General features: G+C 53.9%; 13 protein-coding genes and 1 pseudogene. 6 read left to right on the forward strand and 8 right to left on the reverse strand.

From position 1 onward, the window contains the following. The 3 genes from ACMLHG_RS05780 to ACMLHG_RS05790 form a co-directional block, all read right to left on the reverse strand. Positions 1-3,170: sugar-binding domain-containing protein (locus ACMLHG_RS05780; RefSeq protein ID WP_417169869.1), on the reverse strand; the 3,170-nt coding region annotated here is incomplete at its 3' end. A gap of 159 nt (positions 3,171-3,329) precedes the next feature. Continuing rightward, a complete protein-coding gene (locus ACMLHG_RS05785; protein WP_417169870.1) occupies positions 3,330-4,064 on the reverse strand; it encodes a prepilin-type N-terminal cleavage/methylation domain-containing protein in 735 nt (244 codons plus the stop codon). Then, a complete protein-coding gene (locus tag ACMLHG_RS05790; RefSeq protein ID WP_417169871.1) occupies positions 4,033-4,992 on the reverse strand; it encodes a nucleoside hydrolase in 960 nt (319 codons plus the stop codon). Before ACMLHG_RS05790 ends, ACMLHG_RS05785 begins: the two co-directional genes overlap by 32 nt. Positions 4,993-5,109: 117 nt before the next feature. Between ACMLHG_RS05790 and ACMLHG_RS05795 the strand changes: the two genes are divergently transcribed. Continuing rightward, positions 5,110-5,910 (forward strand): helix-turn-helix domain-containing protein, encoded by an 801-nt coding sequence (locus ACMLHG_RS05795; protein WP_417169872.1) that lies wholly within the window; start codon positions 5,110-5,112, stop codon positions 5,908-5,910. A gap of 320 nt (positions 5,911-6,230) precedes the next feature. Here ACMLHG_RS05795 and ACMLHG_RS05800 read toward each other — a convergent pair whose 3' ends face one another. From ACMLHG_RS05800 to ACMLHG_RS05820, 5 genes are all read right to left on the reverse strand, one after another. Continuing rightward, complete coding sequence (locus ACMLHG_RS05800; protein WP_417169873.1) at positions 6,231-8,411, reverse strand: hypothetical protein; 2,181 nt, start codon at positions 8,409-8,411, stop codon at positions 6,231-6,233. Positions 8,412-8,422: 11 nt separating this feature from the next. Continuing rightward, positions 8,423-8,983, reverse strand: a complete 561-nt coding sequence (locus tag ACMLHG_RS05805) for a hypothetical protein (RefSeq protein WP_417169874.1) — start codon at positions 8,981-8,983, stop codon at positions 8,423-8,425. 71 nt (positions 8,984-9,054) lie between these two features. Then, positions 9,055-10,401: a GH1 family beta-glucosidase gene (locus ACMLHG_RS05810; RefSeq protein WP_417169875.1), complete on the reverse strand. Its 1,347-nt coding sequence runs from the start codon at positions 10,399-10,401 to the stop codon at positions 9,055-9,057. A gap of 5 nt (positions 10,402-10,406) precedes the next feature. Then, positions 10,407-13,820, reverse strand: a complete 3,414-nt coding sequence (locus ACMLHG_RS05815; protein ID WP_417169876.1) for a sugar-binding protein — start codon at positions 13,818-13,820, stop codon at positions 10,407-10,409. Between the two features lie 18 nt (positions 13,821-13,838). Next, entirely contained in the window at positions 13,839-14,624 is a 786-nt protein-coding gene (locus tag ACMLHG_RS05820) for a DUF1559 domain-containing protein (RefSeq protein ID WP_417169877.1), read from the reverse strand. Between the two features lie 203 nt (positions 14,625-14,827). Between ACMLHG_RS05820 and ACMLHG_RS05825 the strand changes: the two genes are divergently transcribed. From ACMLHG_RS05825 to ACMLHG_RS05845, 5 genes and pseudogenes are all read left to right on the forward strand, one after another. After that, positions 14,828-15,664 (forward strand): helix-turn-helix domain-containing protein, encoded by an 837-nt coding sequence (locus ACMLHG_RS05825; protein ID WP_417169878.1) that lies wholly within the window; start codon positions 14,828-14,830, stop codon positions 15,662-15,664. Positions 15,665-15,703: 39 nt separating this feature from the next. Continuing rightward, the gene (locus ACMLHG_RS05830; protein ID WP_417169879.1) at positions 15,704-18,394 is read left to right on the forward strand and encodes a hypothetical protein; all 2,691 of its coding nucleotides are present in this window, start codon (positions 15,704-15,706) and stop codon (positions 18,392-18,394) included. 233 nt (positions 18,395-18,627) lie between these two features. Then, positions 18,628-18,906 carry an IS3 family transposase gene (locus ACMLHG_RS05835; protein WP_417169880.1) on the forward strand — a complete coding sequence of 93 codons (279 nt, stop codon included), beginning with the start codon at positions 18,628-18,630 and terminating at the stop codon, positions 18,904-18,906. 346 nt (positions 18,907-19,252) lie between these two features. Next, a complete protein-coding gene (locus ACMLHG_RS05840) occupies positions 19,253-19,549 on the forward strand; it encodes an integrase core domain-containing protein (RefSeq protein WP_417169881.1) in 297 nt (98 codons plus the stop codon). 127 nt (positions 19,550-19,676) lie between these two features. Further along, positions 19,677-20,240: pseudogene (locus ACMLHG_RS05845) on the forward strand (hypothetical protein); the annotation flags it as partial.

The raw sequence follows: 20,240 nt of genomic DNA on the forward strand, positions 1-20,240 counted from the left end.
CCGCCCGGCCCCACCACCAGCAGGGAGTTTTCCGGCAGCGAGGCGGCATCGCGATACGGCGTAAATGGAATGTGCAGCGCTTTCAGCAGAGCACTCCCGGCCGCGTCTCCGGAATAAAAGACCGTCCGTCTGACGGCCGGCTCGTAACGATCCAGGTCAACCAGCGCCTGAGCCAGAATTTTTTCCGCTTCCGGGTCAGATTCCGTGCGCCCCGAAACCGCGTATTGGCAAAGCATGACACAGCCGCGTCCTTCCGTCAGGCGCAACAGTGGCGCATACTGCAGATCGAATCCGCATGAAGCCGCGGGCAGCCAGTCTCCGATCTGCGGTTTTTCCACAACGACATCGGCAAGCGAGCCGCGATTTCCGGCGCGCCAGGGACGAGTCCGACGGAAAAAGTTCGCATTGACCAACGGATAATTGCTTTCAAAATCATCGGTTTTGCGATAAGGCGGCAGCATCGTGGAGCTGCCGCGCCAGTCGTGCAGCTTTCCGCCGTCGGGCAGGAAAGCTTCGCGCATTCCGAATTCCACACAGCGCAATCCGATACGGCGGAGTTCTTCCGCATTTTGTTCCAGCAGCAGGAGTTTAAGCCCCGACTCCAGCCGTCCGGAAAGCTCGAACGGGAAATCCTTCAAGCCATTCCGGCCAATCACCAGCAACTCCACCCCATCAAGATTATGCCGGTTCGCAACCCGGCGGAACGGCACGCCGAGTTTCTGCAGCAGCGGCGCCGCGCTTCCTTCCGGGTCATACAGGCCGACCTGCGACCTGAGCCCCGCCGCAGACGGTGCCGCAAAGAAATCGAGTGCAAAAGAATCCTCCAGCTTCTCCCCGGAGGGCAACTTGAATTCCGCCCGGAGGACGGCCTTCCCAACAGTATTCTCCGGTACGGTAAATTCCAGAGGGATATCCGTCCTGCCTCCCGGGGGAACGATTGAACTGCCCATTCCGGAAAATCCCAATTCCGGCACACTCCAGTTCCAGCTGATTTCCGCGTCATGACGGGAGTCGTTCAACAGTTGCAGACTTTTCCGAATGGTTTCTCCGGGATGGAAATTGTGGCCGTTTTCCGTAAAATCGCCGACTCTGCCCGCAATCCGGCAGAGAAATTCCTGAAAATTCTTCCGAACCGTCTCTCCGGCGACATTCAAACGGAACTTTGCAACAGGATTGTTGATTGCCTCGCCACGGGATTCAATCCGGTCAGGAACCAGGCCGGGCTGCTTCAGGTTTTCGAAGCGTGCCGGATTATCCCGATCCGCCTCTCCCCGCGAAAGCCAATTCCAGAGCTGTGCCTGATCCCACGGCAACAGCCCGGAAATACCCCGGGCCCGAAGATTCGGAAAGTCCTCCGAGGCGAACCATGCGCGCACCCGCCGCACATCTTCAATCCAGGTCAGGTTGCCGTTGGCGCCGAGATCATAAAAGAAAGCCGGGCGATTGCCGGAAGTTTTCGCAGCCTGAAGATCGTACAGCGAACGCTTCGCCTCCTCGAAACGATAGGCCTCCTCGCCGAGAATTGCCGCATTGTATTCGTTCACCCACAGGCACTGCAATACTTTGCTGTTCCAGATGAATTCCGGGCCGCGCCAGCTCGACCAGCTTGCCACGTGCGGCAAGCCCCATTCGACAAAAAATACCGGCATGGTTCCGTTGTTTTCCCACGGTTCCAGCCAGTCGCCCCGTTCCTGGCGCGGCGCCCAATTCAGATAACAGTTCAAGGAACAGACGTCCCCGATGTTGCCGCTTTGATGGTGATAGACCGGACGGGAAGCATCGAATGCCTTGGCGGTCTTCTCCGCGATACGTCCCTGTTTCCTGACCGGCAGGGTGACATACCGCTCAGGACGATAGTCATTGCCGATTCGCAACGGATTCTGGTCCCCCATATAGCCGAGCCGGTTATGGTTCATCACGTACATGACCACGCCGGGAATATTCTGGAAACGCCGGATCAGATGTTCCGTCTGCCGCCGGTACTCCGCCAGGTTCGCGGGATTCTCCAGATCATCGCCGAAATCTTTGATATGCGGCAGCGTCAGGGAAGTGAGCATGCCGCGTTCCGAAGTATATCGGTGATACCCCGCCGGATATGCAAAAACTCCGGGGGTGAAACTGTAATTCCAGCCGATCAGGAAATTCGCGCCGAACTGCCTGGCCGTCCTGACCATATGGTCGATTCGTCCGGCGGAACCGAGGTCGGCTTCCTGCGGGGCGGGAGTAACCAGCGCCCGGAGATGAATCTTTTTGCCATTGAGGTAAAAATCGCGTCCGTCGATGGAAAACTCCCTGAAACCGAATTCCTGCGGCAGAAAACGGTCAAGAATCTTACCGTCGGCGGAGAGCAGCTTCACATCGGCGACGTAAAGATTCTGCGGAGTGTCGATGTCCCAAAGTTTCGGATCATTCCAGAGGCCGCCGAAGGAATGGCGGATATTTTTCCCTTTTTTGACGGTAAATAGCTCCGAGGAAAACGTTTGTACCACCTTTCCCCCTTCGGAGATCTCCGCTTCCAGCCGGTACGTTCCCGCCGGAAGCGTCACGAAACCGGTATCGAAAGTGATCCTGCCGCTTTTGACGGAGGTAATCACATGCACGTCGGAAATTGCGGCGGCCAGCGGCAATGACTCCAGATAGAGGTCGCCGCAAATTCCCCGGTTCCGCAGGTTCGATTTCAGCTTGACCAGACGATCATGCCCCATATATTCGAGTTGTTCTTCCGGTTTGGCGCTGACCAGCACCGCAAGCGTATGATGGCTTCCCGGCAGCAGTTTGCCGGTCAATTCGAGTTCACCGCCGGGATAATAAAGCACTCCGGCTTTCACACCGTCGACAAACACGATGCCGCAGGATTGGATCAGATCGGCCGAAAGCCGGATGCGCCGCCCCTTCCACTCTTCCGGCACATCGATTTCCCGCCGATACCATGCGGAATTCAATTCTGCCGCCTTGAAGCGCGAAAGAACTTCCGGCTTCAGATAAAATGACATGCCGTTCGGCTCCGTCGGCCACGCTCCCGGCACCTTGAACCACCCCCAGTCGGTTTCCGGTCCCGGAATTTTTTCGAGTTCATCCGGCGCAAGCACCGGATGAAACTCCCACAAACCGTTCAGAGAAATCCGTTCCCGGGTCGGCGTCGTTTGACGCCAGGCATCACTAAGTGTCATCAGCCGACTGCGCGACATCCCGTCGGGACAAGGCATATCGAAAGATTCGGCCACTTTGCCTCCAGCGGCAAAACCGGTCTGACACCAGAGGAGCAACGCTGCCCACAACAACTTTCCGTATCGCTTCAAAACCATCTTTTTCCCCTGCACGTTTTCAGATCAGAAACGAACGCTCACATCGCTCCAACCTGGTTGCCAGAATGCCCAATTCCGCACATATTCGTTGGTAACCCAAATAAGATCAGGCTTCTCGTACCGAGCGACGTGTCCGTCAAAAAATGAAATATTGAAGCGCAGCTGGTGACGGTAGGCAACCGAAACATTCGCCGGGTCCTTGCATTCTCCAATTGAAACATAGTTGGCGCGGGTAGTCCAATTTTGACCAAACAAAGTCTCTGAACGCAACCCATCGAGAAACATGAATTTTTGGGAAGGAGCAGAACTCCGGGAGATACGAATACTGCGTGTGGAAGGCCCATCATTCCAATTGGAACCGAAGGTGTCATTCAACGTATAGGAACGGTTGATCGCAGAAAGGCCGTTTTCTTCCGGGAATATTGCTCCGTAAGAGTCGGGGCAGAGCAACTTTGTCGGCCAGAGAGCCAACCATCCTTCAATTTCCAGATTGACGCCGGCCTGTCGGGCAAAAGATTCATTGAACATCCAATTTGACTTATCCGTACCCCTCACATAAACAGGAACCATGTAACCATCAAAATCACCCATATATAAGAGATTGGCGGCAGCAAGCGTTTTCAGGTTGTTTTTGCAGGTTGAATCCTTGGCGCTCGCCCGCGCCTTATTCAGCGCCGGGAGCAGCATGGCCGCGAGAATAGCGATGATCGCTATTACAATGAGCAACTCAATAAGGGTAAATGGAGCAAACTTTTTCATTTTCAATCCTTTCTGTTGATTGGGTTGTAATAAGTCTCTCAACCAGACGCCGTTGAAAAGCAATTGGGCTGGTCATTTCCGTTGCGACCAGCATCTCGCGCCCCTCCGGCGAGATTCGCGTAAAGCCGCCGTCATCCACCGCGAGTTTCAGGCGTTCCAGGCGGGTGAACTCCCCGGAATACGCCAGATGGACCGCCGCTGTATCATAAAGGATGCTGCTGGCATGTGCCGGGCCGTCATGTTTCCAATAATTTCGCCAGACGGCATATTGGGCAAGAATGTTCCGGGGAACCGGTGCGGTTGATTCCGCGATTTTCCGATAATTCACTCCCGACAGCGCGATATCGCCGCAATGATCGAGCGGCGTCAGGAGGATTTCACGCCACGGCGCCCGGAACGTCCGCTGCGCCGCCGGCACGTCGAGTTTGATGTTGTATTCGGCAATCATTCCGGCTGCGCCGCGATGCCGCTTCGCGATCGAACCGCCCATCACGATCAGGCGACATCGGGAGACCGCCCGTTCATCCCGGCGGCAAAGCTCGGCGAGAGTGGTCAGCGGCGCGATGCCGATCACCGTCAGCTCCGGCTCGGCGGCAATCAGTTCCAGCGCCCGGCCCACACCGTCCTCCCAGAAGCCTCCGGAGTACTGTTCCGGCCGGTAAGAGTCGGCATATTCATGCATGGTTTCGGGCGAACCGTCCGCACGCGAGACGCCGATGCCGACCGGAATATCGTCGCGGCCGCACGCCTCCAGGAATCTGGCCGCGACTCTGGCCCGGTAACGGGCATCACCGGTTGAGGTCAACACCAGTTTCAGGTCAAATTCAGGGCTGTTCAGCAGCATCCCGAGCGCCCAGGTGTCGTCGATATCGTTGCCGATGTCCGTATCCAGAATGGTCGGAATCGGTTTACGGCCGCAGTTTGTCATTATGGTTCCTTTCGTTGTTTTTCTTTTTATATTATACCGTAATTTATAATCCGAGCCAACTGTATTAGGGGTACAAATAGATAAATAAATGGCACAAATCGCCAGAATCGCTGGAAAATGCCGAAAAACGGCGTTATGTTGCACCCATCAACGAAAGGAATCGATATGAGCGTACAATCGGTGGAACTGCCGTTGCTCTTCTATGCGTGGCGGCGCAAGGTAACAGGCAATGTCGCTCCGCACCAACATGGCGGCTGCGAACTGATCTATGTACTTGAGGGGCATTGCCGGGTAGAAAGTCCGGCCGGTATTTTTGAAGGCACTCCCGGCAAACTGCTGGTCATCCCTCCGGAAGTGATTCACAACCAGATCGATGATCCGGGCGAAGACAATATCTTCTGCGTTTTTCAGGCGAATCCGGTCCTGTTTGCCCAACACTGGCGTTCCCTTGACCTCGGCGGTGAAACGCGGACTATCCGCATGTTTCTTGAACTGTGCGATATGACCGAGAAAAACGATTTTACGGGGGCATCGGCTCTGCTGCTGAGCTTTCTGCAAAGGCTCTCGGCTTTCGAGCAGAAACAGTCCCTCTCCACCCAACAGCACCCGAAACTCTGCAAAGCCCTCGAATTCCTGCATGAAAATCTCACCCGTCCCATCACGATCCGGGCGACAGCGGAACATGCCGGAATCAGCGTGTCGCTGCTGCGTAAGCTCTTTACGGACTACTGCGGAACTCCGCCGCTCGGCTATCTGCAAAATCTTCGCCTTGCCCGAGCTGAAGAATTGCTGAAAAATCCCTACCTCTCCATTGCGGAAATCGCCGCCGAATGCGGATTCGACAGCGCCGGTTATTTCATCCGCCTCTACCGGCGCAAGCACGGCACTTCTCCCGGTAAAGCGCGCCGCAAGCTGTGAGTTCTTTAGTTCCATTATAATAAATTCAAGATAAAATAAATCCATATAGGACAACGTTTCCTTCACGCAGCTTTCTACCAAACTTGCGATTTGCTCCAGTTTCGTGGCGTGCAATTTTCCGAACGTTATCACACCTCACGTTCCCTGCCGGTGGTCATACCAGAAATTCGTTGGAGAAGCAACGGCGCGTCTGAAAGATGAGAAAGTGTTTTTTTGTTTCCATCTCCGCTGAAAAAAACACCCCGATCTGTCGTTTACGATGGAAATTCGTTTTGCAGAGAAAGGGTTATACCAGGAAAGCTTCCTCTGTGCAATGAGCATCAAACCAGTTGAATCCCCGACGGCCAGGAAAAATCCATCGTCTTCGCAATCGAGGCCATGCGGCAGGAAAATGCAGTCAAATGTCCAGGGTGCGGCCGGACGGAATAACAGCTTCCTCCCGGAGCCGAAGGCCGGATCCCCGCTATCGTGGCATAGAGATGATAAAGGATGTGAGCGCTCCAGCCGTGACAATCTGAACGTGTCGGCTCCGACGTTTCCGGCATGGTGTCAAGATGCAATTTTTCTACCGCTTCCCAGTTGTCGAGCCGACGGAAAAATGCATTCATAAATCCAGTCACGGCGGCAGCTTCCAGATAATAAAAACTGAAATACAGCGAGGTCCGCGTCAACAAAAATTGTTTCGATGGAGCAAACAGATTTTCCGCGGTTCGCCGCTGTATTGACGGCTCAGGAATTCCAGCCAGCAGCATCAATGCGTTTGCATGCTCGGAAAACACATTCTCATCAGCCAGATCAGAAAACAATCCGGCTTCCGGAACATAAAATTTTCGAATGATGTTCTTCAACAACGTATTGTGCCGACGGGAAAAACGCGCCGCAAGTTCCGGTTCATTTTTCCATCGGCAGATTTCCGCAAATTCTTTTAAAACATACGCATACAGAGCATTAAAAATACAGTGAGCCTGCGTTTCCGCTCCCGGGGGAACCCCCTGCGGCCACCCCTCAACCCAGTCGACAAACCGCCAGCCGCGATTGATCCGGAGCAATCCCTCCGCGTCGAGAGAATTCTCCCACGCAAGCAGACTGCGGACACCAAGCGGAAAAATCTGTGAGGAAACCTCCCGTCGATCCCGGTAACGAATATAATCACAAATTGCAAGCAGAAAAATCAAAGAGAATCCAGGAATAATCTGATACGCCTGTGCCGGATAAATCGACATGAAGATTCCATCTTCACGTATCCCTTCCGCCCAAAGTTCCATCACATGGTCCGCCAGTGCACCAAATGCTTCTCCGGCAGACACATAGCCGGCAAGCAGCTGAAGCCGCCCGTCGCCAATGTACATAAGTTGCTCGTAGTAAGGGCAATCCATCAGCGTATCGTGAGCACACATCTGCAATGTTCGAAATGCAGGCGCCACCAACGCATCCAGTCGAGGGTCCGACGAGCGCCATTCCCCGGCAAATTCCAGCGGATAGCGATTCTCATAGAACTTCAAACCGTGAATTTCCAGAGGTTCGCATCCGGAGATGATGCGAATTTCCGCATAACGCCCCGCCCGGTAATCGAAGTTAAAAAAAGTGTTCTCTCCGCGACCGGGGAAAAAACGATCACAAAGTCCCCGGAAATATTTCCCGGCAAATTCCATTCGATCACCTTTTTCCGTTTCCTCCGGAGTACCGAACAAAGCTTCCGCCCAGGATATGACGATTTCACCGCCATTCCCGCCATGGACCTGAAATTGTTCACGGCAACAGCAGTAATGGTCAAAACCAATCAGAATCCGACGACAGGAATGAGGCGGAAGAAAAAATATTTTACCTTCGTTGTCATCCGGTAACAAGGTGGAATTCGCTGTGTACGCGCTTCCCGACAAATTATGATCGACAGCAAGAATTCGCCACGAGGTGATTTCTCTTTCGCAAAACGGCGGCAACAGGGAGCTGTCCAATTTCCGGTCGGAACAGCGCACCTGGCGAAACGTGCGGGCATCGCTGCCGATCTCCGCTCGGACCGGTTCCAATCGTTCCCGGGGAACCGGAATACGATTATCAAACAGAAGTATGCCGCCGACACATTGAAAATTTTTCAACTCCTGCCGCTCAAATGAGAATCGAGTTTCCCGACGACAGCGCCACGATGCAATGCCGGTATTGAATGTCACGCCGTCGACACCTTCCGCCAGGACATACAGACCGCGGGGGAGCATCATGCGGCTGCGGGGGGAATATTCCCCATAGTCGACCAGCAGGAGTTCCAGCTGATGCCGTCCGGCAATAACATGCAGAGGAACTCGTTCCAGAAATACCCGTTCCCGGGTAAATTGCAGATGGCTGACCGCCACACATGTTCCATCCAGAGAAAGACGAAAACCGGGAACCGCGGCAATTTGAAGTTCCACGTCCCGGTTCTCTGGTGTTTCAAATTCCAAGCAGAAAACAGCGCTTCCCGCAAACGGTGGATTTAGCCAATGTGCAGAAGCAAGTGAACTCGTCATGATCGCACTGGTTATTTCACTTCCGTCTCACGTTTCGCATCACGCACCAGAAAAGTGACTGTCACCAGTTCGCCGGCCTTGCACTTGATGTGCTGGAAGAAGCGATCGTTATGGCTGACCTCCACATAATTTTTCCCCTCAGGAGCGTTTTCGCCAACGACCCGGCAGTTCTCTCCCATATTCCACCAGCCGTTCGGACGGGGAGGCTGATAGGTTTCGAAACCACCGTTGGCCAGAACCGCCCCCTCGACGCGAATGTTGTCATAGGCGACAAACGGACGCTTCTTCCCCACCGGATCCGCCATCAGTTGAACAGAAACTTCTCCGTCTTTTTTCGGTACGAACTGAAAGGATTTTTCCTGCCATTGCTCCGAAGCTTTACCGAGCACAATCAGGCGGGTTTCCGCCTTATCTTTGAGCCAGCCGGCTTTCCCGCCTGAAATGCCCTCCGAGCCTCCCTTGAAAACCAACCCGCCGGTGGCATCTTTGCATTGCAGGTCGATTCGGAAATTCACCGCAGAAGCCACCATGATTCCCGACATTCCCAGTACAAATCCCAGCAGAAATTTCATTCTCTTTCCTCCTTGTTTTCTGTTTTTTCCTTGAAAGAATCAACCTCTCAAACAGGCAAAACGGTCTGTTTTCAAGGAATCTGATTCTTCCTTATGACCTCACGAAAATATTCCCCGCTGAGTTTCAGCGTCCGCGCCCCGGTATGAAAATTGACATAGGCCAGACCGAAACGCGGCCGGATCCCGCAGTGCCACTCCAGATTGTCCAGCAGACTCCAGTGGAAATATCCGGTCACCGGATACCCTTCCGCCACCGCCTGCTGCAGAGAACCGAGATAACTGCGCAGAAACTTGATCCGCAAAGTATCGATGATTTTACCATCCCTCCTCGGGCGATCCGGGGTGGAAATCCCGTTTTCCGAAATCAGAATCTCCTTCGGGTTCCACAATTCGTGAACAATCCGGCACCCCCAGTAGAGGGAGTCCGGTTCAAACCGCCCGTCATTGATCCCCGTATCTTGATGATTGGGAATATCCAGAACCTCATACCCCTTTGCATCTTCCGGTGCGCTGCGGACCAGCCGGCCGAAATACAGATTCAAGCCGAGAAAGTCCATGGGAGCGGAAATCCGGGCAAAGTCTCCCTCGCGCACCTCCGGGGCATCCGCCCCCGCGGCATTCCAGTAGCAATCCGGATATCGCCCCTCCATCACCGCCGTGATGAAATGCCCATTGACCTCCCGGAATGCTTTTTTTGCAGCGGCAACATGGTCCGGCGTATCCATGACCGGCATCATGAAACGGGGATTTTCCGCCAGGCCGACTTTGGCGTGCGGCGCCGCGGCACGCAACGCCTGAAGCGCAGTTCCGTGCGCCAGCAGCAGGTGATGACGCACCTGATTCCGACGTCGATTGTTCAACTGAAGTCCAGGTGCGATGCTCCCCAGGCTGTAGCCGACATCGCTGCAGGCGAGAAATTCATTGGTCGTAAAATAGTTTTTCACCCGGGAGCCGAAGCGTTCCGCCATCAGCGAGGCGTATTCGCCGAAGAGCTCCACACAGTCCCGCGACTCCCAGCCGCCCAGCTCCTGCTGAAGCGCCAGCGGGAGATCCCAGTGATAAAGCGTCACATACGGCTCAATTCCTGCCGAGAGCAGTTTATCGCAGAGCGAAAGGTAATATGCCATGCCTTTTTCGTTCACCCGCCCACGCCCCTCCGGCAAAACCCGGCTCCAGGCAACCGAAAAGCGGTAAGCCCGCACCCCGAGGTCACGCATAATGGCAATATCGTCGTCCACATGATGGTATTCATCAGCGGCAATCATACCGTCGACATCGTCGGCGATGGCGCCCGGCCGTTTTTCAAACTCATTCCAGATGGACGGCCCCTTACCATCCTCCAGTCCGGCCCCCTCGACCTGATAAGCGGACGTGGCGGTTCCCCAGATAAAGTTTTCGGGAAATTTTCGAGCACTCATAAACTTCACTCCTGCTCCAATCTTAAATCGGTATCGGTAATTCGCACTCTGCCGATGGTATTTTCCCCCAGTCCCAGCCGTACTTGAAGAAAATCCATTGTATCGGTAAGTTCCATTTCCAGCTGGTATGTCTGCAACGTCCGGGAGCCGGTCAGATCGCGTTTTAAATAGTCCTTTCCATACTGCACTCCCTTTCCGTTCACGCTGCTCAGGCCGATAAGGACCCCGGCATTCCCCCGGCCGGCAGAGGTTGCCACCACCCCGTCAAAAGCAAGCGTCACCTGGAAAATCGCCCGTTTGAATTTTCCCTTCGGGATCTCCACCTTCTGCATGATGACAAAGGGGGCGACGGCCGACCTCTTCCGTTGCAGGATTACGCCACTCTTTCCGGCTTCAAGGCTCGTACCTGCGGAAAGCGTATAATTCCAGTTTTCGGGATCACCGTAGGAAACAGAGGAAAAATCGCTGTTCTTCAGCAACTGCCGGGAGGGAATGCGAATCAGCGTGTAATGAAGGCGCCGCTGGAAGGATTGTCCGGATTTTCCCCCCAGCGTCTCCTTCCTGTAATGATTTCCGGCACGGCAGATCTCCACCTCAAATCCATAGAGATCGCGCGGCGGCAGCTCGGACAGCGGAATGCGGATCTCCATCGTATAACCGTCAGCGGTCCGCGTCACGGTTCTCTCTGCCGCCGTCCCGGCGTGACGGGTGGCAAGTTGCTTCGTCCCGTCGGCCGCGGGTACTACCGCAAACACATATTGATAGGATTTGAACTTATCCAGCTCCAGGTTCCGTACCGGGTCGGGATCGAAGAAAACTTCGATACATGAGCCATTCCACAACGCGTCGTCAGGAGTGGCCTTCGGCTCAGCCTCCCGCACCCGGCAATGAAGATGGAGATTCCCGTCCTTTTCCCACATCCGTATTACGCTTCCCTGTTCCAGGCGAAATTCTGCCGGCAACGTCGCAGAACGTTCCGAAACAAGTTTGACCCCTTCGGGAAGCGTCTCCTGAAAATTCTTCAGCAATAAAGTGTTGCCTGCAACATTCTGTTTGAACGAAAAATGGAGCTTCCGACCCGCGAAGTCGACCTCGCTCTCGCACGGCAGCCCGGTCAAATTGCGTCCTTCAAGATAGAGATCCCCGCCGCAGCGACGCGCATGGAAGGCAATGTTTTTTTCCAGTTCAAATTTGGAATTTTCAAGGAGTTTCTGCACTTCATGCGGTCTTCCGATGATGAAATACGGCTCGAATCTCAACCGCAGTGCTTTCTGCCCGGTCCGATCATTCCCGTACAAATCCAGAATCCTGCAATGTGGATTGTCACCCGGCACCCATTTGCTGCCGCCGATCCGGAAGTCATACAGAAACCCCAGCGCCTTCCGCCCATCCCGGCTGCAGAAAATTCCCGCACGGAGATTGTTTCCCAGATCGACCTCACGACACGGGAACACCATATCCTTCAGCAAAAAGGAGAGTGCATTGAGCGCCGCCGCGTTTTCATTGAGTGAAATCAGATCCACATTGTTCTGCGGCCGGTTCCAGAGGGAATCGCCGGAGACGGACGGAGCGGCCACCACGCCGTGAAACAACCCGTCCAGATAATGTCGCAGAATCTCGTTGGCGCCGAAATCCGCCTTCAACATGTAATTGTTGACCTGCTTCCGATAGGCGGTCTGAAGATAATAACATTCCGTATTCCACAGCGGCTTATTCCGGGTGAGGCGGCGGATATTCACAGTGCAATCCCGGTAGCGGTTGCGGATGCCATTCAAGTAATCCAATCCGGTATCGTAAGGGTGAAATGCGATTCCGTCAAGATAATCGACATAGTTCGGATCGACCTCGTTGAGCTTTTCGCACCATTTGACGACGTTGAGTCCGAAGTCCCCGGTCACATCATTCCCCAACACGATACAGTTCGGGTCAAATTTTTTCAGAAAGGTGTGGGCGGCACGCAGATACCGAATATAGTCCTCCGCCATCCAGACACCGACACTCGGCTCGTTGAAAATCTCCCATATGGAAATGCGATCGCCCCAGTGTTTCGTCACAAAATCCAGATAACGCTCGAATACCGGCATCGGCGGATTGACCGGGTCCAGCGCTTTACTGCCGGATTTACCGACGTACCGTGTGATATATTCCGGGAACGTACAGGTCCCGTTTATCAACGAATTCGCCAATGCGTTCCCGTTGAAAAAATGCATTGTTCCCCCGACGACGAAGAGCGGAATCTGATCATTTTTTTTCAGCTGTGCGACCTCGAGCTCCATAAGGGTTCGATCGAATTTCCCTTCCGCATATTCCAATTTGCGCCAGTGCCCCCAGATGCGAACCATATTGACACCGGAATCCGCCAGCAAACGATAGGAACGGGAAAACCCGTTTTGAGAAATCGCGATGTTCCGGTATTCCCCGCCGGCGGTGTCCGTCGCCAGAAGACCGCCGTTGATTCCCAAGCCGTATCCCGGGGAACCCGCGGCATGCTTCACTCTCGGATGCATCACCAGGAATGGACTTTCCAGGGTAGCCAGTTTCCGCTTCCCCAGCTGAAGTTCCGAAAAAAACGCGCCGAATTCAGTTGCGGGGAACGAAACGGTACCGGCAAACAGATCGCCCGCTTCCCGCTTCAACTCCAGCGGGAAAGTTTTCCAGATGGATCGGTCAAACGTCCTTTTGACTCCCAGCGCGCCACGAACCACGGCCGATTTTTCCGCCGGAAGCAGCGCCCGGACAGTCAGTTGCACCGGAGCATCCTGCATGTAAACCTGATCCCTCCGACTCGGCGTCACGACATACTCGCCGTCATACGGTGTGGTTCCATCGGTATATTCGACCCGGAAATTATCAAAATAAAGAGTGTTCGGCGTACCGTTCTGAGGAATATCAGGAGTACAGATCCAGACCGCATAAAAGCAACTGTACGGCTTCACCTTGAATGTCCGGGAGAATCTCTGCCACTGTTCGGTCGGTCGGAATGAGAATCCGGTCAATAATGGATAATACGAATCCCGGTCGGCATCGGCATTGCAACGCAGCCCGATGGTGTAGTTATTTTCCGGATGCAGCCTGCCGTCTTCCCCCGGCCCCATTTTGACATCGAAGGAAATCGTGATCTCGCCGGCCCGTTTCAAGTAGAAGTCCGCCAGTTCAATCCGGTAACGGGATACCCCGCGATAACCGGGTATTTTCATGCACTTCCCGGGATTCCCGTTTTCAACGGTTTGAACGGAGTAAAGTTTCTCCTGATTTTTTTCGGCTTCGTGTTTATCCAGCATGTGAATATAATAGCTGAATCCCGGCACGCCGCGCCCGGGAATCCCGAGTTCCATACTGGAATTGACATTCAGGAGTTCGCCGGCACAGAGTGCCGCCGAAAACATACCACCTAGAATCCAGACCGGAAAGCGTCTCATTCTGCTGCATCCCCTCGTTTAAAAATTGCTGGAAAAATATTGTTTCCAGAGTTGAAGTCCCCGTCCGGAACAGCTGGTACCGCCGGCATTCAACTCGGTTATTGTGTGAAAGGATCTGACGTGCCCATCCGCCATAAGGGCGTTGGCCATCATTCCGTGGACCGGTCCAACCCGGTTGGGATCACTCCCATTGTAAAGATCGCCACCGGTATGGACGCACGCTTCTCCCATATTGCGTACTTTTTGACTTTCAATAATCGTAACGGTAGACCCCGGACGCCGAACCTTGCCGGGAGACACCACCGTGACCTGGCCGCTGTTGACATCGCCGGTGATTCCGAGGCAGCCTCCGTTCCACAGTCCGCTTGCTCCTCCCGCCGTCTTGTTGATGAGATAACCGAATGCAAGCGTGGGAGAGGTATCAGTACGCTTTATATTCCAGTGCTCCGGGCAACGCAGGCCCAACATGGTGTCACTGGAGTTTTTCAACGGCGGAAGATACTGTGCACGGCCATCTTTCCCCACCAGCATGAGCGGCCAGCAGCCGTAACTGGCGTATGTTTCCGGCCACATGTAGTATTTATTGTCTGTAGTGTATAGATCGATGGCGGTTCCAATTTGTTTGAGATTGTTGATGCACGAAACAGAACGTGCTTTATCGCGCGCCTGATTCAATGCGGGAAGCAACAGCGCAGCGAGGATGGTAATGATCGCAATTACGATCAGGAGTTCAATCAGCGTAAAGAGATTAATTCGCCGCATGGAGCAACGTCCCGTCTGAAGATTCTTCATCTCATCTCTCATATCCGGACTCCCTTTTGTTGAATCAGGTTGCTATGTTAATTATAGCATAGTCTCATTGTTTTGCAAATGTATTTCTTGTTGATTTTTTTTGCACTTTTTGTAAATCAACTGATAATATTCACGCCGGACTCAAGTAAATAACAAAGAGAAACTTGCTTTTTCTATAAATTGACTTATTGTAATTACAGAAAGGAAAAAACTCCATGTTGGAACGAAAAAACGACGCCTGTCATAATAAATTTCTCTGGTTTCAGTTCGTCGCGGAACTCGACGTAAAACCGGTCAAGTGCGGGCTGGCATATGAGATCAGTTCCTGGCCGAAGACAATCGGATTTTCCGGAGAGACGTTCTATCGGCTCTATCTGCCGCTTTCCGGAAAATTCCAGATTCTTCATCCGGATGGCGCCATTCTGATCGAACCCGGACAACTCTATCTGCTTCCCTGCAACATGCCGTTGAAAAACGAGGGGATCGAACCGTGTACCCACTATTGGATCCACTTCGTCTCGAAACAGCTGCAGACCATCCCGATGCTGAATCATCCGCTCAGTGTCCGGCTTGCGAGGTTGGATTCTGTCCGGGAACAGATGCAGAATGTTCTGATGTGGATGAAATCATGTGCCTCCTTCGCCGAAGCCATAGCACTCAAGAATGCGGTAAGTGAACTGCTGGTACCGTTTCTGGAGAAACTCTCCGGTCCCATGCCGAATGCCGCCACACCCTCCCGGTTCATGAAGATCGTCGACTACATCGACCTGCGGCTCGACCGTGAAATCGAGGTTGCCGAACTCAACGCGCTCGCCGGGATGTCCCGTGCCGAATTTTCGGCAGCGTTCCGCCAGGTGTTCGGCGTGCCGCCGAAACAGTACATTTCCCTCCGGCGACTGCTCCGGGCCAGACAATTACTGCTGGAAACGCCGCTGCCGATCAAAGAGATCGCCACTCAATGCGGATATCACGACGAATTTTTCTTTCACCGTATGTTCAAGAAGTACATGAAAACCACCCCGGCGAAGTACCGGAAATATTTTATTTATTGAATCGACGGAACCAACAGCAGAAAGAGGAGCGCCGAGACCATGAAGTTTCGAAATCCGCCACCGTTTCCCACGGGAGAACCGGCCTTTGTCCAGGAACTGCGCCGGGAAGAAGAGATTCCGGTCTGCTGGGAAACTGCGGCTCAGCCCGAAGCAGGGGAAGCCGACTTCCGCCGGGGTCTGCGGCTCCTGCCGGAATTTCCCGACCCGGAGCAACTTCTGCTGACCGCAGAGCGGGAAATGCACCGCTTTCTCCAACGGAACAATCTGGCGAAACCGGATGGCGCACCACTCATCACACGCCGGGCGGCGGATCTTGCCGGAGAAACGTTCCGGATGACGGTGACCGCGGACGCCGTCACTCTCGAAGCGGGAAATACCGAGGGAATCCGACGCGGCCTCTACACGATTCTCGATTCCCTGGCAGGCAGCCGGGGACCGTTTCTGCCGCTCGGGTGCTCCACCCGCAGGCCGTGGCTTAAAAACCGGATCTCCCGCTGTTTCTTCAGCCCGATCAAACGTCCACCGTTTCAGCGCGACGAGCTGCTCGACGAGGTTGATTACTATCCGGAAGCCTATCTCGCCCGGCTCGCCCGCGAAGGCGTGAACGGACTCTGGCTCTCCATTTCGTTCCGGGAGGTGTGCACCACTTCGTTTTACGCCGTCGACCCGCAAGCACAGCAGCGTCTGGGCAAACTGCGCCGGACCGTCGAAACGTGCCGGAAGTACGGAATCCGCATCTGGGTGTTCGGCATCGAACCTGCCGGCTGGGAGGAAGAGAAAAATCCATGCCCGTCGGACGCCCCGGAACTGCAGGGGCCGAAGTTCGGCTGCTGTACCTCCTTCTGTCCCGCCTCAGAGACGGCGCAACGGTATCTCTACGAGTGCACCCGCAGCCTCTTTTCCGCAGTTCCGGAGCTCGGCGGACTCATCACCATTTCGCTGGGAGAACGGGTCACCTCCTGCCTCAGCACCCTCTCCGTCACGACAGAGAAGACACATCCCTGCGGCGCGGCCTGTTCCCGCTCCCCGAGTGAAATCCTCGCCTGCGTGCTGCGTCCGATGACGGAGGGAATGCACGCCGCCGCTCCGAATGCGGAGCTCATCAGCTGGCTCTACCTCCCCGCCGAGGATCAGGCGGCAGAATGGATCTACCAACTGCCGGAAGCGCTGCCGCACAACGTGATTCTCGCCTTCAACTTCGAATCCGGTTGCACAGCCCGGCAGCTCGGGAAACTCCGGGTCGGCGGCGACTACTGGCTTTCCCGCACCGGTCCGAGCGACCGTTTCGGCCGCATGGTGCAGGCGGTCCGCTCCCATTGCTCCCCGGGGGCGAAAATTCAGGCCTGTTGTTCCCACGAGGTTGCCTCCGTTCCCTTCGTACCGGTCCCCGGGCAGCTCTACCGCAAATACCGGGCGATGCGGCAGCTCGGTGTGGAACATGTGATTCAGTGCTGGTTTTTCGGCAATTACCCCGGGCTCATGAACCGCGCGGCCGGAAAACTCGCCTTCGAGGAGTTCACCGGCAGCGAAGAGAGCTTTCTCGAAGAGCTCGCCGCCCCGGAATGGGGCCGCCGGAACGCCCCGGTGATGGCGACGGTGTGGCGGCTCTTTACGGAAGCCTATGCCAACTATCCACTGGATATCCAGTTTCAGTACTATGGCCCGATGCACGACGGTCCGGTCTGGCCGCTGCACCTCAAACAGGTGATGCGCTCCTTGCCCCGCTCGTGGAAACCGGACGTGGAACCGGCTGGAGATTTCATCGGCGAAGCAATTACACAGCATACGCTCCGGGAAGCGGCGGTGCTTGCCCGGCTGCTTGCCGACGGCTGGCGACAGGGTCTGGATCAGCTGAAAAAAATCCGGTGGGAATCGGAGGTGCCTCCGGCTCGCCGCCGGGATATTTCCCTCATGAAGGCCCTGGAACTGCTCTTTTGTTCCGGCGCGAACATTCTGGAATTCTACCTGCTGCGATCCCGCCTGCTGGAGGATCCGCCGGACGCGCCGGAGCTTCTGCGGAAACTGGAGGCGATTGTCCATGCAGAAATCGCAGTCAGCAGCAAATTGGCGGAACTCTGCAACGCAGATCCCCGGCTCGGCTACCACTCCGAAGCGGAGATCTGCAAATATTATCCGGAGAAACTCCACTGGAGAGCGGAGTGGCTGAAACGGGCGCTCGCAACCGATTTCTCCGCCTGTCGCCGGAAGATGGCGGCGGGAATCCCCCCTTCACGAATCCTGACCAAACCGCTGTCGCGCCGCCGCACCGGACGCTGGTATCGAAACGGCCATTGCCGCTGGCGGGCGGACGCGGATGACGCCATACTCCGCATCACAGTCGAGAGTTTCCTGCGGCAGGATGAAACGGCGGAAGAGGAACTGAAGTTCTTTCTGGCCGACCGGAATGGAATCCGCCCACCGTGGACGGCACTGCGGCTCAATCGGGCAGGAAGCGACTACGATGGCTTCGCTTGTGCCCGGTTTCGGAATGAGGAGTTTGAAACATCCTGGCGTGCCGTCGTGGAGATTCCGCAACTGATGCTCGATGCCGATGCTGTTTGTTTCGGCTTTCTGCATATATGGTGTACTCGAGATGGGGAGCACTGCGCGGAGAACTATCCAGCGGGAGAATTTCCGCTGGAGCCACGGCTGCATCTGGACTTTTTCACGCCGGAACGGCTGATTCTGCTGGAGTGGAATGTGGTCGGCTCCGAAAACAGGACAACTTGACTTGGTGTAAAAAGTCCGTTAAATTAACCTGAAAAGAGAGGGTTTTTTATGAAAAAGTCGTATAACTCCAAGTTTAAAAGCTATGTGACGCAGGAAGCTCTGCGTGGGGATTTGACTGTCGCTGAGATCGCGGGGAAATACCAGTCCAAGGCAGAGCGAAAAGAAAGTAAGCCGTAAACCGAGGACGATCTGATGAGAAAAATCGGACGCCTCGAAATCGAGAATGACCTTTTATGAAATGTGTCCGCATCCTGCGGCTTGAATCCCGAAAAGCTTCAATAAATAATCAGAATCTGGATTTAAGCGTGAATCGTCAGTTAAAATTGCTTCAGATTCCTCTTGCGAGTTTTTATTATAAAAGCCGGCGAGAGATTTTCCGGGCAGCTTCCGACGACCGGGTCAAGGACGAAGTGCTGGAGATTTATAGGGAGAGGCCATTTTACGGAGTTCCCCGGCTGACTGCGGAATTGAAGCGCCGCGGTCACAGGGGAAATCATAAACAGGTACGCTGATTACAGAACGCGTTGTATTGGCTGATGGTCTATCCTCGTCCGCATTTCACTACCTTGGAACCACATCCGGAGCATGAGAAATTCCCGTATTTTCTGCGCAAATGCAAGACCGCGTGTCCGAATCAGGTCTGAAGCACAAATATCACTTACACAGCACCAGCCGGACACCGGGCATTTGTGAATGGAATTGTCGACTGGTTCAGCCGCAAGGTTTTGGCTTACACTGTAGTAAATACAATGGACGCTTTTCATTGTGTTGAAACGTTAAAAATGGCAGTGGATTCCTATGGAAAACCGGAGATTTTTTAATTCGGATTAAGGAAGCCAGTTTACCAGTTCGGAGTTCGTGGCGGAACTTCGGAACCATGGCATTCAGATCAGCATGGACGGACGGGGACGGTGTTTGGATAATGCAAAGATGGAGCGCTTCTGGTGGGCGTTGAAATATGAGGACATCAAAATCAAGGACTATGTCAGCTTGCCGCAACTCCGCTTTGGTGTCCAGCATTATGTGAATTTTTACAACTCCAGGCGGATTCATTCGGCACTCCAATATCGGACGCCGGATGAAGTCTATTTCGGAACTTGCAATCGGCAAACAGTGGGATATAGTAAAACAAGGGTCTTTACACCAATCTTTTAATAAAAGTTGTCCAACCTAGGGGAGAGGCGCAATAGCACAAGGAGCTATTAAAATCAATTTATTAGTTGATAAGCTCATAAAACACAACAAACGTCGATATTCAATTGCGGAAATATGGGTTTATAAAATGCCGGGTTCTTTTAAGTCTCAACTCAATTTCTCTTGGATAAATCTTATTTTACGCTTGGGCTGGCTTCCGTTTGATTTCTTATTTTTGAATGTTGCGTATTTTGGAGCTCTATTTATTTGCAGCAATTTGCTGATTTCTTCACAACAATTCCAGAGTGGGTTGTCATTTTTTTGGCCTTATGCTCTTTGCCTGATCGGATGTCAATTACTACTCTTTATACTGGGAGGGATTTATCGACGTATCTGGCACTATGCGAGTATTCCCGAGTTCTTCTATTTCGTACTTTGGAATCTGGTTGGTGTCTTGATATTTGCAGCTATGGGAATATCTCTTTTCGCGGACTACCAACTTCCATATGGATTATATCCGTTACTCTTAATTTTGGATACGCTTTTCCTGATCACGCCGCGTCTGGGGTTGAGGATTGCCAAGGTACTGAAAATCTATTGGGAAAATTGCAGAAAATTAGCATTATTGCCGACAAATAAATCTTCTGAGCCACAGGGAATTCCAACTATGTTAATCGGAGCAGGTTATGCCGGTCGCAAGCTCCTTTCTGAA

The organism is Victivallis sp. (assembly GCF_048170485.1).
In the GTDB taxonomy this organism is placed as follows: Bacteria; Verrucomicrobiota; Lentisphaeria; order Victivallales; family Victivallaceae; genus Victivallis.